At 34.3% G+C, this 18416-nt stretch carries 16 protein-coding genes; 11 read left to right on the top strand and 5 right to left on the bottom strand.

Annotation, left to right across the window (positions count from 1 at the left end; translation table 11 throughout):
* Window positions 1–29 precede the first annotated feature (29 nt).
* The 8 genes from Q0783_RS05490 to Q0783_RS05455 all read left to right on the top strand — a co-directional run bounded on the left by Q0783_RS05490 (window position 30) and on the right by Q0783_RS05455 (window position 11030).
* Window positions 30–2873 carry a glycosyl hydrolase gene (locus tag Q0783_RS05490; RefSeq protein ID WP_298893848.1) on the top strand — a complete coding sequence of 948 codons (2844 nt, stop codon included), beginning with the start codon at window positions 30–32 and terminating at the stop codon, window positions 2871–2873.
* A gap of 38 nt (window positions 2874–2911) precedes the next feature.
* The gene (locus Q0783_RS05485; protein ID WP_298893846.1) at window positions 2912–3781 is read left to right on the top strand and encodes a hypothetical protein; all 870 of its coding nucleotides are present in this window, start codon (window positions 2912–2914) and stop codon (window positions 3779–3781) included.
* 206 nt (window positions 3782–3987) lie between these two features.
* Window positions 3988–5223, top strand: coding sequence for a hypothetical protein (locus Q0783_RS05480; RefSeq protein WP_298893844.1), 1236 nt, complete (start codon window positions 3988–3990; stop codon window positions 5221–5223).
* A gap of 96 nt (window positions 5224–5319) precedes the next feature.
* On the top strand, window positions 5320–6015 hold the full coding sequence (locus tag Q0783_RS05475; RefSeq protein ID WP_298755944.1) for a succinate dehydrogenase cytochrome b subunit: 696 nt from the start codon (window positions 5320–5322) through the stop codon (window positions 6013–6015).
* Between the two features lie 2 nt (window positions 6016–6017).
* On the top strand, window positions 6018–8015 hold the full coding sequence (locus Q0783_RS05470) for a fumarate reductase/succinate dehydrogenase flavoprotein subunit (RefSeq protein ID WP_298755941.1): 1998 nt from the start codon (window positions 6018–6020) through the stop codon (window positions 8013–8015).
* A 36-nt stretch (window positions 8016–8051) separates the two neighbouring features.
* On the top strand, window positions 8052–8414 hold the full coding sequence (locus tag Q0783_RS05465) for a hypothetical protein (RefSeq protein WP_298893842.1): 363 nt from the start codon (window positions 8052–8054) through the stop codon (window positions 8412–8414).
* Window positions 8415–8426: 12 nt separating this feature from the next.
* Window positions 8427–9173 carry a succinate dehydrogenase/fumarate reductase iron-sulfur subunit gene (locus Q0783_RS05460; protein ID WP_230934756.1) on the top strand — a complete coding sequence of 249 codons (747 nt, stop codon included), beginning with the start codon at window positions 8427–8429 and terminating at the stop codon, window positions 9171–9173.
* A gap of 84 nt (window positions 9174–9257) precedes the next feature.
* The gene (locus tag Q0783_RS05455) at window positions 9258–11030 is read left to right on the top strand and encodes a DNA mismatch repair protein MutS (RefSeq protein ID WP_298893840.1); all 1773 of its coding nucleotides are present in this window, start codon (window positions 9258–9260) and stop codon (window positions 11028–11030) included.
* A gap of 142 nt (window positions 11031–11172) precedes the next feature.
* Here the strand turns inward: Q0783_RS05455 and rpmA are convergent, their stop codons facing one another.
* The 3 genes from rpmA to Q0783_RS05440 form a co-directional block, all read right to left on the bottom strand.
* Complete coding sequence (gene rpmA, locus Q0783_RS05450) at window positions 11173–11433, bottom strand: 50S ribosomal protein L27 (protein ID WP_204344633.1); 261 nt, start codon at window positions 11431–11433, stop codon at window positions 11173–11175.
* A gap of 40 nt (window positions 11434–11473) precedes the next feature.
* Window positions 11474–12163: a 50S ribosomal protein L21 gene (rplU, locus tag Q0783_RS05445; RefSeq protein WP_298893838.1), complete on the bottom strand. Its 690-nt coding sequence runs from the start codon at window positions 12161–12163 to the stop codon at window positions 11474–11476.
* A gap of 77 nt (window positions 12164–12240) precedes the next feature.
* On the bottom strand, window positions 12241–12696 hold the full coding sequence (locus Q0783_RS05440; RefSeq protein ID WP_298893836.1) for a DUF4199 family protein: 456 nt from the start codon (window positions 12694–12696) through the stop codon (window positions 12241–12243).
* A gap of 195 nt (window positions 12697–12891) precedes the next feature.
* Between Q0783_RS05440 and Q0783_RS05435 the strand changes: the two genes are divergently transcribed.
* Both Q0783_RS05435 and Q0783_RS05430 read left to right on the top strand, forming a co-directional pair.
* The gene (locus Q0783_RS05435) at window positions 12892–14226 is read left to right on the top strand and encodes a pitrilysin family protein (protein WP_298755914.1); all 1335 of its coding nucleotides are present in this window, start codon (window positions 12892–12894) and stop codon (window positions 14224–14226) included.
* A 14-nt stretch (window positions 14227–14240) separates the two neighbouring features.
* Window positions 14241–16310: an insulinase family protein gene (locus Q0783_RS05430; RefSeq protein WP_298893834.1), complete on the top strand. Its 2070-nt coding sequence runs from the start codon at window positions 14241–14243 to the stop codon at window positions 16308–16310.
* 52 nt (window positions 16311–16362) lie between these two features.
* Here the strand turns inward: Q0783_RS05430 and Q0783_RS05425 are convergent, their stop codons facing one another.
* Entirely contained in the window at window positions 16363–17241 is an 879-nt protein-coding gene (locus Q0783_RS05425; protein WP_298893832.1) for an EamA family transporter, read from the bottom strand.
* 93 nt (window positions 17242–17334) lie between these two features.
* Between Q0783_RS05425 and Q0783_RS05420 the strand changes: the two genes are divergently transcribed.
* The gene (locus Q0783_RS05420) at window positions 17335–17847 is read left to right on the top strand and encodes a heavy metal-associated domain-containing protein (RefSeq protein WP_298755906.1); all 513 of its coding nucleotides are present in this window, start codon (window positions 17335–17337) and stop codon (window positions 17845–17847) included.
* Window positions 17848–17897: 50 nt separating this feature from the next.
* On the opposite strand, the gene Q0783_RS05415 is transcribed toward Q0783_RS05420, so the two are convergent.
* Window positions 17898–18407, bottom strand: coding sequence for a hypothetical protein (locus Q0783_RS05415; protein WP_298893831.1), 510 nt, complete (start codon window positions 18405–18407; stop codon window positions 17898–17900).
* Between the last annotated feature and the right edge of the window lie 9 nt (window positions 18408–18416).

Below are 18416 nucleotides of genomic sequence, written 5' to 3'. Positions count from 1 at the left end.
AATTTCATGCCAATAAAATTCTAACCAATATGTTTTATTCACGATTTCTTTCGCTTACACTTATTTTAAGTGCAATTACAGTAGCTGCACAACAACCTTCGACTTCATCTCAAATTGTAGATAAAGCGCTCGCTCAAAAAGAACAACTCACTAAAACATCATTAGTAAAAAACGTTGTTTTTGACAATATAGGCCCTACAGTAATGAGTGGTCGAGTAACAGATCTAGATGTTAACCCAGACAACCCAACCGAATTTTATGTGGGCTATGCTTCTGGAGGTGTATGGTATACAAACAATAACGGAACAACATTTAATCCAATACTCGACACATCAAATACTCAAAATGTTGGAGATATTGCTGTTGATTGGAAAAATGGAACAATTTGGGTTGGTACAGGAGAAAACAATTCATCCAGATCAAGTTATGCTGGAATTGGAATTTTAAAATCTACAGATAATGGAAAAACATGGCAAAATATGGGCCTCAAAGATTCTCATCATATCGGTCGTATTTTAATAAACCCAAACAATCCAGACCATGTCGTTGTTGGTGTTACAGGTCACTTATATTCTCCTAACCAAGAACGTGGTATTTATAAGACTACAGATGGTGGAAACACATGGTCTCAAAAATTATTTATTGATGATATGAGTGGGATTATAGACGTACAACGTGATCCAAATAATTTTAATTTGATGTTTGCTTCTTCGTGGACCAAAGATCGAAAAGCATGGAATTTTGATGGTAGTGGAAATAATTCTGCCATCTTTAAAAGTACAGATGCAGGAAATACATGGACCAAAGTCTCTACCGAAAAAAGTGGCTTCCCAACTGGTCAAGGTGTTGGGCGAATTGGCCTAGCAGTTTTTGATGATAATATTGTTTATGCCATTCACGACAGTCAGTTTCGTAGACCCTCTGAAACAAAAAAAGAAACCTCAAAAATGTTGTCTAAAGACGATTTCAAAACCATGTCAACCGAAACATTTTTAGCCCTAGACAATAAAAAGCTTAATGCCTATTTAAAAATGAATGGGTTTCAAGAAAAATATCGAGCAGATAATGTCAAACAAATGGTACGTAGTGGAAATGTTAAACCTATCGACCTAGCTAAATACTTAGAAAATGCGAACTCACTGCTGTTTGATACTCCAGTAATTGGTACCGAAGTTTACAAAAGTACTGATGGTGGAATGACTTGGAAAAAAACACATGACAACTATTTAGATGGTATCTATTATAGTTATGGCTACTATTTTGGACATATTTATGTGGCTCCAAATAATTCTGATAACATCTACATCTATGGCGTGCCTATTGTAAAATCTAAAGATGGTGGAAAAACATTCAAATCTATAAACGCCGAAAATGTTCATGCCGATCATCATGCGCTTTGGATTAATCCTAAAAATCCTAATCATCTTATCAATGGTAATGATGGTGGTGTTAATATTACCTATGATGATGGTGAAAACTGGATTAAAAATAATTCACCTTCAGTTGGTCAGTTTTATGCTATAAATGTTGACAATGCTCAACCATATAATGTCTATGGAGGTTTACAAGATAACGGCGTTTGGGTTGGTGCTTATGGCTCAAGAGAAAATAAAAGGTGGCATCAAAGTGGCCAATATCCATGGAAAAGTATTATGGGTGGCGATGGAATGCAAATTCAAATTGATAGTAGAAATCACAATGTTGTGTATACAGGATTCCAATTTGGAAACTATTTCAGACTTAATTTAGAAACCGATGAACAAACTTATATTCAACCAAAGCATGAATTAGGCGAAAATCCATACCGCTTCAATTGGCAAACTCCTATTTTATTGTCGCCACACAATCAAGATATTTTATATCTAGGTGGCAATAAACTTATGCGCTCAATGAATCAAGGAACTAATTGGACAGCCATTAGTGACGATCTTACTAATGGTGGAAAAAAAGGCAATGTGGCCTACGGAACCTTAACTTCAATAAGTGAATCGCCATTTCAGTTTGGATTAATTTATACTGGAAGTGATGACGGATTAGTTCATCTTACTAAAGATGCTGGTGGAAGCTGGGAAAATATTTCCAATACCTTTCCTAAAGATCTTTGGGTAAGTCGAATCGTTGCTTCTCAGCATAAAAAAGAACGTGTTTATGTGACGCTTAATGGGTATCGTTGGGACGATTTTAAAGTCTATGTATATATGAGTAATGACTATGGAAACACATGGAAAGATATAAGTTCTAATATTCCTGCTTCTCCTGTAAATGTGATTAGAGAAGATTCTGAAAATGATAATGTGTTGTATCTAGGAACCGATAATGGTGCTTATGTTTCATTTAATCAAGGTGTGAGCTGGGAAGCATTTAGTAACGGATTTCCAAACGTGGCCATTCATGATATTGTAGTGCAACCAGACGCTAAGCATTTACTTTTAGGAACGCATGGAAGAAGTATTTACAAAACTGATATTTCTCCTCTGCAACAAATGAATGATAAGATGATGTCTAAAGCTGAGACCTTGTTTAAGATTAACGACATCAGATTTTCATCACGTTGGGGAAGTTCTTTTAGCCAATGGTCTGATCCATATGAACCATCAATCGACATAAGTTTCTTCACTAATAGTACAGGAGGAAAAACAATTAAAGTGCTTTCAGAAAATGGTACTTTGCTGAACGAGATGAAAATTAATGCCGATAAAGGTTTTAATTATACAACTTACGATTTGACACTTACCGAAAAAGGGCGAAAAGCATTACTAAAAGAAAACTCTAGCATCGATATCAACAAAGCACAAAATGGTAAATACTATATCCCAAAAGGGAAGTACACTATTCAAATTGGAAATGAAAAAAGAATGTTCGAAGTAAAATAAATTATTGGGTTGGGAGTTATACTAAAAACTCTAAATTGATGAAATCACTCAAATTTATTTGTGTTTTGATGTTATCCTTGATGCTTTCATGTAGTAATGACCAGGATGATACAAGCCAATCTACAACGCCTAATCTCATTGTCAAATTAAAATTTGATTCAACACAAGAACGATTAGGTAATCTTGGACAACCTGTATCTGTGGCTAATGGTAATGCCGCACAATCGCCAACAATAAACCAAATGAATGCCAATTATATTGAATTTGCTCAAACGTCTACAACAGCTTTAGGTGCTGGTGAAATCATTTTTGAAGGTTTTGAAACTTTAGCAGGCGGTTCTCAGGCTATTGATTTCCAAAATGCACTTTTTGCAGGAGACAACGAGGTCTTTTTAACCATTCCATTAAACAGTATTTCTGTAGGTAACTACGAATGGGTTAGAGTATCTCTGGCTTATCAAGAAGGCTCCATAGATGTATTGGTAAATGGTCAAGATATTTCGGGAACCTTAGCCAGTTTTGTTGGTTACAATTCATACATCACCTCTTTTGATCTTAATGGTTCTGCGATTGACGTTAACGGAAATCGAGCACAAGGGTTTTGGGCATTTGAAGCCTTAGGTTTTACCTCTCAAGGTCAAGCTCCTGAAGGTGCAACGACAGTTCCAAACCCATTATTTAGCTCGTCTCCAATTCCGCAAGGTTCATGTGTAGTTACAGGTGAATTTGAAAATGGATTAACTATTTCTGGAAATGAAACTGAAGATGTTGTAGTTACATTATCCTTCTCAATTAATAATAGTTTTGAGTGGACCGAAGTGAATGCAGATGGAAAGTACGAACCCGGAGCAGGAGAACAAGTTGTCGATATGGGATTAAGAGGATTAATTCCTAGTGTAGAGAATTAAATAAAGAGCCTGTCTTCAATATGACCTAAAAGACTAAGTATTTTAGAAAGATTGACATTTCTTTTGCAGTATTTTGACATTATTTAATTAAAAGCTGTCTAGTTTTACATTCAAAATATAACAATCATAAAAAAAACATAAAATAGCAACACTACCACACTATTAAATTTTAATATTCAATATTTGCAACCTAACTATCACAAATTATGCTAAAGTCCGCCTTTTTACTACTAGCATTGTTTATCTCTTCTATTGCCTTTTCGCAAGATGAGTTGAACGATGACCTAAAAATATTTCTCGATTGTAATGTTTGTGATAATACCTACATGAGACAAAATCTAGGTAACGTACAGTTTGTTAGAGATCAAGATCTTAGTGATGTACACTTATTTTTTGTCACTCAAAGAAATGGAAGTGGAGGACGTTTATACGAAATTGACTTTATTGGGAAAAATGAGTTTGAAAACATCAATTATAAATTAGAGTTCTCTACAGATTCTAATATGACACGTGATGATGTTAGACGACGTACTTTAGAATACATAAAATTAGGGTTAGTCCGATTCTGGATTGCTAATGACAATATATCAAGCGTTAGTGTTTCTGTTCCTGGTCCTGAAACCGAAACAGAAGATAAGCCTGAGGTAGATCCATGGAATTATTGGGTGTTTAGAGTTGGAGCTAATGGTTTTTTTGATGGTCAAGAGTCTAATAAGTTCAGTCGATTAAATTTTAACCTGTCGGCAAGACGTGTGACAGAAAAAAACAAGTTTTCATTTCGTGCAAATTTTGGTGAGAACAAATCAACATTCACATTTGACGGCGAAGATATTGTAGCAATAAACAACAACAAATCTTTAAATGTTAGTGATGTCATAAGCATTAATGACCATTGGTCTTATGGTCTCTTCGGAAATATTGGAACCTCAACATTTAGTAACTATGACCTATTTTGGCGATTAAGACCAGCCATAGAATATAACTTTTTTAGATATGCTGAATCTGCAAAAAAGCAACTAATTTTGTCGTATAGAAACGGACTAGTATTCAATAATTATATTGAAAGATCCATATTTGCAGAAGACAAAGAGCTCTTGTTTCAACATTCTTTTTTATTAGGAGGAAGTTTTCGTCAAGAATGGGGAAATATAAATGGAGAGGCCTCATTTAATCAATATCTACACGATACAGAATTACATTCATTCGGATTCTTTTTAGGCGCGAACATTCGTGTATTTAAAGGATTTAATTTTAATGTAAGTGGTAGTTACAGAATTACAAGAGACCAAATCAATCTTCCTGCAGGTGATGTATCGCTTGAAGAACTATTACTTCAACAACAACAACTACAATCAGGTTACAACTACTTTGTAAGTCTAGGCTTTAGTTATCAATTTGGATCGATTTACAATTCTATTGTCAATCCGAGATTCAACTTTTAATTAAACCCATTCTAAATAACTAAAATAGAAGCTAAAATTTGTAGCACATACCTGTGAACCTTATCTTTGTAGTACAAATAATTAACTACAATTATAATGAGCGGAATTTTAAATTCGTCGATTGGAAGAAAATTTGCTATGGCACTTTCGGCACTCTTCCTAATGTTTTTCCTTTTACAACATTTTGCAATAAATATTCTTTCAGTATTCAATCCCGATACATTTAACGAAGTGTCACATTTTATGGGTACCAATCCTTTAGTGCAATATGCATTACAACCTGTATTAATTTTAGGTGTGATTTTCCATTTTGTTATGGGATTTGTATTAGAAATTAAAAATACTAAAGCTAGAAATATTAGCTATGCTAAAAACAATGGTGCTGCTAATTCAACTTGGATGAGTAGAAATATGATTTGGAGCGGGTTAGCGATATTAGCTTTTATTGGACTACACTTTTATGATTTCTGGTTTCCAGAAATAAACACAAAATTTATTAATGGCGACATGTCTGGTTTAATTAATCCTGAAGTTGCTGATAGTGGTTTTAGATACTACGAAGAATTACAACATAAATTTTACAGTCATGTAAGAACGATATTATACGTTATTGCTTTTATCTTTTTAGCACTACACCTTTTACATGGTTTTAATTCGGCGTTTCAATCGGTTGGCGCAAATAACAAATACACTAAAGGATTAAAAGGATTTGGAAAAGCTTATGCTATACTAGTCCCTTTAGGATTTGTTTTTATTGCTGTTTACCATCATCTTAAATATGTATTATCATAATTATGGCTTTAGATTCTAAAATACCTAAAGGACCACTTGCAGACAAGTGGACCAATCATAAAAATACAATTGACCTTGTTAATCCAGCAAACAAACGTAACATCGATGTTATTGTTGTTGGAACAGGTTTAGCAGGAGGTTCTGCTGCTGCAACGCTTGCCGAACTTGGTTATAATGTAAAAGCATTTTGTTTTCAAGATTCTCCAAGACGTGCCCATTCTATTGCAGCCCAAGGAGGAATTAATGCAGCAAAAAACTATCAAGGGGATGGTGATTCTACCTATCGTCTATTTTACGATACTGTTAAAGGTGGTGATTACCGCTCACGTGAAGCCAATGTCTATCGTTTAGCTGAAGTATCTGCAAATATTATTGACCAGTGCGTAGCACAAGGTGTACCATTTGCTCGTGAATATGGTGGTTTATTAGACAACCGCTCATTTGGTGGTGTATTAGTATCAAGAACGTTTTATGCTGCTGGTCAAACTGGGCAGCAATTATTATTAGGTGCTTATTCCGCTATGAACCGTCAAATTGGTCGCGGTAAAATAAAAATGTACAATCGCCATGAAATGTTAGACGTGGTCATTGTAGATGGAAAAGCTAGAGGTATTATTGCTCGTAATCTAGTCACTGGAGAAATTGAAAGACATTCGGCTCATGCTGTTGTATTAGGTACTGGAGGCTATGGTAATGTGTTTTTCTTATCTACCAATGCTATGGGAAGTAATGTGACTGCCGCATGGAAAGCACACAAACGTGGTGCTTATTTTGCTAATCCATGTTACACTCAAATTCACCCAACATGCATTCCTGTATCTGGAGATCACCAATCAAAATTAACCTTGATGTCTGAGTCATTACGTAATGATGGACGGATCTGGGTTCCTAAACATAAAAAAGATGTAGAGGCAATTCGTGAAGGAACATTAAAACCGACACAATTAGCTGAAGAGGATAGAGATTATTACTTAGAACGTCGTTATCCTGCCTTCGGAAATTTAGTGCCTCGTGATGTTGCCTCAAGAGCTGCTAAAGAACGATGCGATGCTGGTTATGGTGTAAATGCTACTGGTGAAGCTGTTTACTTGGATTTTGCTTCGGCATTTATGCGCTACGGAAAAGAGCAAGCTCATGTTAAAGGTCTAGACGAAAATGATGAGGCACTTGTTAAAAAATTAGGACAGGAAATCGTAAAGAACAAGTATGGAAACTTATTCCAGATGTACGAAAAAATTGTAGATCAAAATCCTTACGAAACGCCAATGATGATTTATCCTGCTGTACATTATACTATGGGAGGTGTTTGGGTAGATTATAATTTACAAACTACTGTTCCAGGGTTATACTGCATTGGAGAAGCTAATTTCTCAGATCATGGTGCTAACCGTCTTGGAGCCTCAGCATTAATGCAAGGTCTAGCCGATGGTTATTTTGTATTGCCTTATACTATTGGTGATTATCTTGCTGATGATATTCGTACAGGGAAAATTTCTACGGATACAAAAGAATTTGATGAAGCCGAAAAGAATGTTATTGATAATATTAGCCATTTAATCAATAATAACGGAACGCATTCTGTAGATCATTTCCACAAACGTTTAGGAAAAATTATGTGGAATAAATGTGGAATGGCTCGTAATGCCGAAGATCTAAAATCTGCCATTACAGAAATCGCTGAGTTAAGAGCTGAATTCTGGAAAAATGTAAAAGTACCAGGTACAGATCAAGAATATAATGAAGAGTTAGCAAAAGCATTACGCGTTGCAGATTTCTTAGAATTAGGTGAGTTATTTGCTAAAGATGCTTTACTAAGAGAAGAGTCTGCTGGTGGGCACTTTAGAGAAGAATACCAAACAGGTGAAGGTGAAGCCATGCGTCGTAAAGAATTTCAATATGTGTCTGCTTGGGAATATAAAGGAGAACCAAAAGATGCTGTACTTCACAAAGAAGACCTTGTATACGAAAATATTGAAGTAAAAGAAAGAAGTTACAAATAAAACGTAATCAAACACTAACCAACTAAACTATAAATAATGAATACCAATATTAATACCTTAAGATTAAAATTAAAAAGAATAGATCCAGTAAAATATGCAGTAGTTGTTACATTAGTATATCTACTGATTCTTTTAATAATATATGTTCCTTTTATTTTATTGGGATCATTAATTGGTGGCTCAAATGATTTAGCAGCAGGTGCAGCAATGTTAGGCGGCGGAATTTTAGGTATTATTTTCATGTTAGTTATCATGGGAATATTCGTTTTTATAATTACTATAATAGCGTGTTCTCTTTTAAATTTTATCTTAAAGAAAACTGGTGGCATAGATATCGATTTTGAGAAAACTGGTTTAGAGATTTCTCAAATAGGTAAAGACCACAGAATAGAACAATAAAAAACACTTGTTATGAATTTAACATTAAAAATATGGCGTCAAAAAAACGCCAACGACAAAGGGAAAATGGTAGACTATCAAATTAGTGATGTCTCTCCAGATATGTCTTTTTTGGAAATGCTGGACGTTTTAAATGAAAGTCTGGTTGCCAAAGATGATGAACCTGTGGCTTTTGACCACGATTGTCGTGAAGGAATTTGTGGTATGTGTTCTCTATATATCAATGGAGAAGCTCACGGACCAGATAGAGGCATTACAACATGTCAATTGCACATGAGAAAATTTAAAGATGGTGATACTATTTACATTGAACCATTTAGAGCAAAAGCCTTTCCTGTAATCAAAGATTTAATTGTTGATAGAAGTTCTTTTGATCGCATCCAACATGCAGGAGGATTCATTTCTGTAAACACCTCTGGAAATACAATTGATGCCAATGCAATTCCTATAAACAAACACGATGCAGATGACGCCTTTAGTGCAGCAACTTGCATTGGTTGTGGTGCATGTGTAGCAACCTGTAAAAACTCGAGTGCTATGCTATTTGTTGGTGCAAAAGTGTCTCAATTTGCCTTATTACCTCAAGGTCAAGTTGAAGCAACCGATCGTGTATTAAATATGGTAAAACAAATGGATGAAGAAGGTTTTGGTAACTGTACTAATACTGGAGCTTGCGAAGTAGAGTGTCCTAAAGGAATTTCTTTAGAAAATATTGCACGTATGAACCAAGAATATTTAAAAGCATCGCTTAAAGGTTAAACTAACCAACCAAATTCTAAATATATTTTAGCCCAAGTTGTAACGACTTGGGTTTTTTTGTTTCTTTATACCTCAAATTAAACTATGAATAGTCCAACATCATTTTATACATCTCAATTAGAAAAACATAAGGCCGAAGCTGCTTTACTTCAAAAGCGAATCATCTTATTGAGCACCTTGCGTTTATTAACCTTTATTGTATCTGTAAGTGCCGTTTATATAGCGTTTCCAAATTGGCAGATGGCTACTGTTTTTGGTCTTATCGGACTAGGAATTTTTATCTTTTTCTTGTCTAGATATACTGATACAAAAGCAAAGCGTCAGCTCCATAGATCACTAGTTTCAATAAACGAAGAAGAGTTAAAAATTGCATCAGGGGATTTTCATCATAGAGATCCGGGTTTGACATTTCAAGAACCAAAGCATTTTTATAGTTTAGATATTGATCTCTTCGGAAAAGGCTCTTTTTTTCAATACCTTAATAGAACGAGTTCTTCAGAAGGCGAACAACAATTAGCTAAAAGCCTTAAAGCCAATACTATTACCAATATTGAAAAACGCCAAGACGCCATAAAAGAACTGTCTCAAAATCCCGAATGGATTCAACTATATGCAGCCACTTCAAGTTTAATTATAACCGAAACACCTGCATCAACAATTATTAATTGGTTAAAAACGCATAAGACTTATATCCCAAAGCAAATGAAATGGATTCCATGGGTGTTTGCGTCTATTTCCATAGTATTATTGGCTCTAGCCATATTAAAGATTTTAGATATTAGTGTGTTTGGCTATTGGATTTTTGTTGGTCTAGTAGTAACAGGAAGGTATTTAAAAAACATCAATAGTCTTGCTTCTAATTCTGATAAAACAAAAGATACATTTAAACAATATGCTTCATTATTACTTCAGATAGAAAATAAAACGTTTACCTCAGAGTTACTTCAGGAGAAACAAAAAAAGATTCAATCTGAAAACAAAAAAGCTTCTGTCATTTTCTCAGAATTCTCAAAACACTTAGATGCACTTGATAATAGAAATAACCTTATTTCGGCAATTTTTGGGAATGGCTACCTCCTATCTGATATTAAAAATGCCTATAAGGTCGAACGATGGATTTCAACATATGCTCATAAAGTAGAAGATTGGTTTGAAGTCGTTTCATTTTTTGACGCCTATAACAGCTTGGGAAGCTACGCTTTTAATCACCCTGAACATGTATTTCCAAAAATAACTCAAGAGCAGTCTGTGATTAAAGCGACTCAACTTGGTCACCCATTATTAAATAGGTCTAAACGTGTTAGTAGTGATGTCATTATTAAAGATCAAGAGTTTTTTATTGTGACTGGAGCAAATATGGCAGGAAAGAGCACGTTTTTACGAACTGTATCTTTACATATTGTCATGGCTAATGTAGGTTTACCAGTATGTGCGGAGTCCAGTGAATACTCACCTGTAAAACTCATTACGAGTATGCGAACAAGTGATTCTCTTACAGATGACAGTAGCTACTTTTTTTCAGAATTAACACGTTTAAAGTTTATCGTAGATGCTATTGATAAAGAACCTTACTTCATTATTCTAGATGAAATTTTAAAAGGAACAAACAGTACCGATAAAGCTATTGGTTCAAGAAAATTCGTTGAAAAATTAGTTGCTGGAAATGCGACAGGTATTATTGCCACGCACGATTTAAGTCTTTGTGAAATTTCCGAAGAATTAGACGACGTTAAGAACTATTATTTTGATGCAGAAATCGTGAACGATGAGCTCTATTTTGACTACAAATTCAAAAAAGGGATTTGCCAAAATATGAATGCGAGTTTTTTACTGAAGAAAATGAAGATTGTGGATTAGTCTTCTATAACTTCAATAATAATTGGTGAAACTTTACAGACCGGTTGAGATTTCATATAACCATAAGCATCTTAAGATTGCAAAAACAAAAAACCCATTCTCAATGAGAATGGGTTTTTTATAGTATTAAATAAAATTCAAATTAAGCTTCAAACGGCTCAATAGAAACAAAAGACTTACCATCTTTTTTCTTTGTGAATTTTACGACACCATCAACTTTAGCATGTAAAGTGTGGTCTTTTCCGCCATACACATTTTCACCTGGGTGATGTGTATTTCCTCTTTGTCTTACGATAATGTTACCAGCTATTGCAGCTTGTCCACCAAAAATCTTAACACCTAAGCGTTTCGATTCTGATTCTCTACCGTTTTTAGAACTACCTACTCCTTTTTTATGAGCCATTGTCTTAAGGTTTTATATTGTTATACTTAAGTGGTTTGCCTTAGGCTTTACCACCATCTAATTCGTCTTGTAATGCTTTTAATTCATCCCACTTACCATCTGCAGCTAATTTAGCTTGCTTTGGCCAAGTATCAGTAACGTGGTTTCCACGAACACCTGCGATGATTTCAGAAATTTGAGCTGGTTTAGCTTTAGCTAAATCTGCGAAAGTTGCGATTCCTCCTTCAACTAAAGTTGAAGCAATCTTTGGTCCAATACCTTCGATTTTCTTTAAATCGTCAGCTTTTCCCGTTGCTTTTTTAGCAGCAGCCTTTGGTGCAGCTTTCTTAGCTTCTGTTTTTGGAGCAGCAGCTTTTGCTTCTACTTTTTTCGGTTCAGCTTTTTTAGTTTCTTTCTTTGGAGCGGCTTTTTTAGCTCCAGAAGCTACGATGCTTTCGATTACGATTTCAGATAAAGATTGTCTGTGTCCATTTTTTACACGGTAACCTTTTCTTCTTTTCTTTTTGAAAACTATCACTTTATCACCTTTAAGGTGCTTTAAGACTTTTGCACTTACTTGTGCTCCGTCTATAGCTGGGGCGCCTAAAGTTACATTGTTACCATCTCCTATTAAAAGAACGTTATCGAAAGAAACTTTCTTACCTTCTTCTGTTGCTAAACGGTTAACAAAAACTTTTTGGTCTTTTTCAACTTTAAATTGATGCCCTGCTATCTCTACAATTGCGTACATAGCGTAACGTTTTTATTAATTAATTTGTTCAAAAAATGAGTGCAAATATACGTCTAAATTCTTAATCTACAAACGTTTTATAGATTTTGAGAGATATTATAGCTTTTTTTGAAGAGTTGCATAAATCCTAAAGATAATACAACAGTCGAGGCTAAACCTTCAATGAAGATGATAAAGAGTAAAATATTAGCGCCTACTTCATAATCATTAAACCAGTCGCCAAGCAATTTTTCAGTAAAAGGTAAATCCAAATGAAACATATATATCGCCATAAACACAGTAAATATTACGGTTGCCACAAACCCTGTAACTAAGCCCGTTTTTGCCCCATTAATATAAGAGAACTCATCTTTAGAAATTAACTTATAATGCTTTATGGCATAGTAAATACCTAAAGACATGACTATACCATTAAATAATCTCAACCATGGATTTTCGTGGAGGTTAAACAACTTTAAAATTAAAAAATAAGCGATCAAACTTATGGTAATAAATATGCCATACCGTAAAGCTACTTTGAATGAAGTATTCATAACTATCTGGTTTTTAAATCGTAGGATTACTAAAGTTCGTAAAAAAAATGATTAAAATGGGTGTTTTTATGATTTTTTTTGCATCAAAAACTACTGAAAAAGCATTGCTATTCGCTATTTTTGTGGAAACTGTGTAACATTTTTTTTAAATGAGACACTTATCACACGTATAAAAAAAATTAAAACAAACTCACAATGAAAAAATGCCTATTATTTTTAGCTTCTTTGATGCTTGTTGGTTTTTCTGCCAATGCTCAAAAAGTTGAATTTGAAGAATTTGATTTAGATAACGGACTTCATGTTATCTTACACCAAGATAATACCGCTCCAGTAGTTACTGTTGGTGTAATGTATGATGTTGGAGGAAAAGACTTAGGAGGAAAGCCCGAAGCACCACGTACAGGATTTGCTCACTTTTTTGAGCACCTTTTATTTGAAGGAACGAAGAATATTGACAGAGGCGAATGGTTTACTATTGTTTCTTCCAATGGAGGAAGTAATAATGCTAACACCTCACTTGATAGAACGTATTATTATGAAGTATTCCCATCAAATAATCTAGAACTAGGACTTTGGATGGAATCTGAACGTATGCTCCACCCTGTGATTGACCAAGTAGGTGTAGACACACAAAACGAAGTTGTAAAAGAAGAAAAACGTTTACGTTATGATAATTCGCCTTATGGGCAATTTTTATTCGCCGTAAGCGAAAACTTATTTAAAGTACACCCTTATAAGAATAAGAATATTGGTGAAATGGCAGATTTAGACGCCTCTACTTTAGAAGAGTTTCAAAATTATTTCAAAAAATGGTATGGCCCTAACAATGCTGCTTTAGTTATTGCAGGTGACATTGATAGCAAAGAAGCTAAGAAATTAGTAAACAAATACTTTAAAGATATTCCTAAAGGAACGGATCCTGTAAGAGCCTTCCCTAAAGAAGAGCCAATCACAGAAACGATCAAAGCAAAATTCTATGATCCAAATATTCAAATTCCAGGTATTATAACCGCTTACAGAACTCCTGGGTATGGTACAAGAGATTCTTATGTTTTAAATATGGTTTCGGCATATTTAAGTGATGGTAAAACATCTAAGCTTTATAAAAAATTAGTTGATGAACAAAAAATGGCGCTTCAAGCCGGAGCTATCAACGTCGAGCAAATGGATTACAGTATCTATGCTATTTATGGGCTTCCGTTAGGCGATACGTCTTTAGATACTTTACTTGCCGAAATTGACGAAGAAATCGTTAAAATGCAAAATGAATTGATTTCAGAAAAAGACTATCAAAAACTTCAGAATAAATTTGAAAATAGATTTGTAAACTCTAATTCTAGTGTTCAAGGAATTGCTAATTCTTTGGTAAGATATTATATGTTATATGGAGATATTAACTTGATCAACAACGAAATTGATATCTACAGATCAATTACTAGACAGGAAATTCAAGATGTTGTAAAAAAATACTTGAATCCTAACCAACGTGTTGAGTTAGAATACTTACCAAAAGAAAAAACTGACAACTAAAAAATAAGATGAAAATGAAATTTAAAATATCAATATTTATAGTAGCATTTTTAATGTCTGTTGGTGTATTTGCACAAGTTGACAGATCTAAAATGCCTGAACCAGGACCTGCTCCAAAAATCTCTTTGGATAAACCTGAAGAATTCAAATTAAAAAATGGATTAACAGTTTTAGTGGTTGAAAATCACAAACTGCCTAGAGTATCTTACTCATTAACTATAGACAATAAACCAATGACTGTTGGTGAAAAAGCAGGTGTTGAAAGTTTAATTGGTGCAATGATGGGGAACGGAACTACCAATATCACTAAAGACGAATTTAACGAAGAGGTAGATTTCTTAGGCGCTAACATTAACTTTGGATTTAGTGGTGCTTTTGCAAGTTCTCTATCTAAATATTCAGATCGTATCTTAGAATTAATGGCAGATGCTGCTATTAATCCGCTATTGACTAAAGAAGAGTTCGAGAAAGAAAAAGAAAAACTTATCGAAGGTTTAAAAACTAATGAGAAAAGTGTAGATGCCGTTGCTAGTCGTGTTGGTGGTGCATTATCTTATGGTAAAAATCATCCTTATGGAGAGTTCACAACAAAAGAAACTGCAGGTAATGTTGTTTTTGGTGATGTCGTTTCGTTCTATGAGCAATATTTCAATCCTAACAACGCCTATTTAGTTGTTGTCGGAGATGTAGATTTTAAAACTGTTAAAACGCAAATTACAGAGCATTTTGGCAAATGGGATAAATCAGTTGCTGTAGATTATACAGTTCCTGAAGAAGCGCCTAATGCACAGTACACTCAAATCAACTTTGTTGATATGCCAAATGCTGTTCAATCTAACATTTCATTGACAAATAACGTTGATTTAGAAATGAAAGATGATGATTACCATTCTGTATTAATTGCCAATAAAATTTTAGGAGGTGGGTTTAATAGTTACCTAAACATGAATCTTCGTGAAGAACATGGTTATACGTATGGTGCTCGTTCTAGAATTGGAGTAGATGAGTATGCATCTCGTTTTAGCGCAGGTGCTGCTGTGAGAAACATGGTGACTGATAGTGCTGTTGTTCAAACCTTAAAGGAGATCAATCGTATTAAAAAAGAACCTGTAGCTCAAGACATGCTTAAAAATGCAAAAGCTAAATATGTTGGCGATTTTGTATTGGCTTTAGAAAGTCCGCAAACCATAGCGCGTTATGCTTTAAATATTAAGCTTAATGATCTTCCAGATGATTTTTACACAACATACTTACAAAAAATCAACGCTGTTACTGCAGATGATGTTAATCGTGTGGCAAATAAATATTTCAAAACTGAAAACGCTCGTTTTATAGTTGTTGGAAAAGGAAGTGAAGTCTTAGAAAATCTTGAAAAAACTGGAATTCCTATCAAGTATTATGATGCTTATGCTAATCCTACTGAAAAGCCTAACTATGATGTTGAGATGCCAGAGGGTATGGATGCTAACACTGTATTAGCTAATTATATTGAAGCTATTGGTGGTAAAGACAAAGTGAGTAGAATAACATCTGTTGTATTAAAATACGAAGCTTCTGCAATGGGAGCTACTGTATTGGTTGAAGAAAAGAGAACAGCTGATAAATTTGCTAACGTGACTTCAATGAATGGGTCTCCAATGATGTCTGTAGTTGCAAAAGATTCTGAAATGTATATGAAGCAAGGTGGGCAAAAAATACCAATGCCTCAAGCGATGTTAGATGATCTTAAACCATCTATAGGTGTATTTCCTGAGTTAGGATTTATGGCTTCTGGAAAAGCTAAACTTTCAGGTATTGAAAAAGTAAATGGGAAAGACGCATACAAAATAGAAATCCCAGGAAGTACAGTTGCAATTACGTCGTTTTACGATGTAGAATCTGGTTTAAAAGTTAAAGAGGTATCTGTGATTAATTTCCAAGGTCAAACTCAAAACCAAGAATCTGAATTTTCTAATTACAAAGCAGTAGAAGGAATCATGTTCCCTCATACTAAAGTTGGTGCTTTAGGCCCACAAACTGTAGAATCAAAATTAGTTGAAGCAATTCTTAATACAGGAGTTACTGACGCAGATTTTGAAGATTAGAGTATAAATATCAAATCAAAAAACCCGAAGCACTTATGTTCTTCGGGTTTTTTTATGCCTTTTTCTTATTTGCTAAATACACTCCTAAAAGAATAATTGCACTAGCAATAACTTGAATAACACCAAACTCCTCACCATCCAATAAGCCCCAAATTAAAGCAACAACTGGCATTAAATACGTTACAGAAGAAGCAAATACTGGTGTCGAAATTTGTACTAAGGTATTGAACAGCACTTTCGCCAAAGCTGTTCCAAATAAAGATAAAATAACAACATACACCATCGCCATCTTAAAATCTGGATGCTTATAAGTACTTTCAGAAAAGAAATCTGTAAACATCAAAATAATTAAAGCTGGTATCATAATCGCAACATAATTTCCTGTAGCAATACTCAAGGGTTTTACATTTTGAAGGTATTTTTTAATAATATTTACATTGAGGGCATACATTACAGTTGAAATAATAACAAACCCAGCATATAAGTAATTCTGATTCGGATTCAAATCTGCACCTCTTAAAATCAAAATACTTGTGCCTATAAAACCGATAATCACTCCAAGAAATTGGCGTCTAGTAAATCCTATTTTGAAAATTGCGAAACCCAATAAGATAGCATTTAATGGCACCAACGAATTTAAAATTGACGTAATCGCACTATCAATTTCGGTTTCGGCGATGGCAAACAAAAATGCTGGAATAAACGACCCAAGAAAACCAGAAATAATAACCCATTTCCATTCTTGCTTTTTAATCGATTTAATACTTTTCAACCCAACTGCAAACAAAAAGACACCTGTGATAAGTGTTCGCAATGCACCCAATTGAAATGGTGTTAGACCAAGAAGAGATTTTTTTATTAAAATGAAAGAACTTCCCCAAATTAATGATAAAACCAGTAGATATAGCCATTTGACGTTTGTGTTTTGCATAGGTTTTCTTAAGTAATTCACAAAATTCGTTAATTTTCATGCAAGGAACATCAATATTTATTAAGTTTGTTCGAATTACTATTAAATTTAACTATGAAAACATTAAGAAATATTTTAGCTATCGCATTCATTTCAGCATCAATGATTGCTTGTAAGAGTGAAACATCACCTGAAGTAAAGACGGTAGAATCTAAAACAGAAATTAATACGAATGCGGCTAAGAAGTTAGATCCAAATGCAACTTATGCTAAAGCAGAATTCGGAATTGAAGGTATGACTTGTGCAATGGGTTGTGCTAAAACTATCGAAAAGAAAATTGCAAAAATGGATGGTGTGAAATCTGCAAAAGTAGATTTTGAAAAAGAAATCGCTATGGTTGAGTATGATGAAGCTATGGTAACACCAAACTCTCTAGAAGAAGCAGTTGCAAAAGCAGGAGATACCTACAAAGTAAAAGACATGAAAACTGTTAATTCTTTCTCTTCAGAAAAAAAGCATGAATGTACGGCTGCAGAAAAAGCTGCTTGTGCTAATAAAAGCGCTAAAGAAAAAATGGCTTGTGCTGAAGATTGTAAAAAAGATTGTTGTGCAGAAAAGAAAGCATAATCAAAACTTTTAAGATATTTAAAAACCCACTCGTTCGAGTGGGTTTTTTGTTATCGTAAAGGAAGTCCCTTTCCTGCCCACCAAGGGTGAATTTCAATCTCCAAACGTCCAAATTTTACCATGGGATCAGCATTAGCCAAACTATCTGCCATAGCTAGTGTTGGTACATTATAAATTGTAATACCTCTTATATCACCATCATCTCCAAACGGACCAGAAATATCCGCATAGCCCATCTCATACATTTTACCTAAATGTGCCAAATGTAATTTTTGAAGACTATCGGCCTCTGCTTTTGACTGCGACCTATTGTTTCCCCGTTTTAAAAACGCAATGAAATACTGCTGCATCACAATAGTATCTTGCGTTTTTTCATCTATATAATCAAATGTTTGATAGCCCTTTGCTTTGAGTTCTTCTTTAAGCTCTTTAATAGATCGCTTTTCTTCTTTTGCAATGTCGTTTGCCATATTATCGCCAGCAATTTCGGTGTCTTTTGCATCTTTATTGCACGACAATAGCAGCAAAGCCGATAAAAAATATAAAACTTTTATGTTCATAATATTAAA

This window comes from uncultured Psychroserpens sp. (assembly GCF_947500255.1).
Lineage (GTDB): Bacteria > Bacteroidota > Bacteroidia > Flavobacteriales > Flavobacteriaceae > Psychroserpens.
The sequence above is the reverse complement of the archived record's forward strand: the minus strand, read 5'-3'. Positions and strand labels throughout refer to the sequence as shown.

Excerpts from the sequence above, each read along its gene's own strand:
- Q0783_RS05490 (WP_298893848.1), top strand. The coding sequence starts at position 30 with ATGTTTTATTCACGATTTCTTTCGCTTACACTTATTTTAAGTGCAATT.
- Q0783_RS05485 (WP_298893846.1), top strand. The coding sequence starts at position 2,912 with ATGAAATCACTCAAATTTATTTGTGTTTTGATGTTATCCTTGATGCTT.
- Q0783_RS05480 (WP_298893844.1), top strand. The coding sequence starts at position 3,988 with ATGCTAAAGTCCGCCTTTTTACTACTAGCATTGTTTATCTCTTCTATT.
- Q0783_RS05475 (WP_298755944.1), top strand. The coding sequence starts at position 5,320 with ATGAGCGGAATTTTAAATTCGTCGATTGGAAGAAAATTTGCTATGGCA.
- Q0783_RS05470 (WP_298755941.1), top strand. The coding sequence starts at position 6,018 with ATGGCTTTAGATTCTAAAATACCTAAAGGACCACTTGCAGACAAGTGG.
- Q0783_RS05465 (WP_298893842.1), top strand. The coding sequence starts at position 8,052 with ATGAATACCAATATTAATACCTTAAGATTAAAATTAAAAAGAATAGAT.
- Q0783_RS05460 (WP_230934756.1), top strand. The coding sequence starts at position 8,427 with ATGAATTTAACATTAAAAATATGGCGTCAAAAAAACGCCAACGACAAA.
- Q0783_RS05455 (WP_298893840.1), top strand. The coding sequence starts at position 9,258 with ATGAATAGTCCAACATCATTTTATACATCTCAATTAGAAAAACATAAG.
- rpmA (WP_204344633.1), bottom strand. The coding sequence starts at position 11,433 with ATGGCTCATAAAAAAGGAGTAGGTAGTTCTAAAAACGGTAGAGAATCA.
- rplU (WP_298893838.1), bottom strand. The coding sequence starts at position 12,163 with ATGTACGCAATTGTAGAGATAGCAGGGCATCAATTTAAAGTTGAAAAA.
- Q0783_RS05440 (WP_298893836.1), bottom strand. The coding sequence starts at position 12,696 with ATGAATACTTCATTCAAAGTAGCTTTACGGTATGGCATATTTATTACC.
- Q0783_RS05435 (WP_298755914.1), top strand. The coding sequence starts at position 12,892 with ATGAAAAAATGCCTATTATTTTTAGCTTCTTTGATGCTTGTTGGTTTT.
- Q0783_RS05430 (WP_298893834.1), top strand. The coding sequence starts at position 14,241 with ATGAAATTTAAAATATCAATATTTATAGTAGCATTTTTAATGTCTGTT.
- Q0783_RS05425 (WP_298893832.1), bottom strand. The coding sequence starts at position 17,241 with ATGCAAAACACAAACGTCAAATGGCTATATCTACTGGTTTTATCATTA.
- Q0783_RS05420 (WP_298755906.1), top strand. The coding sequence starts at position 17,335 with ATGAAAACATTAAGAAATATTTTAGCTATCGCATTCATTTCAGCATCA.
- Q0783_RS05415 (WP_298893831.1), bottom strand. The coding sequence starts at position 18,407 with ATGAACATAAAAGTTTTATATTTTTTATCGGCTTTGCTGCTATTGTCG.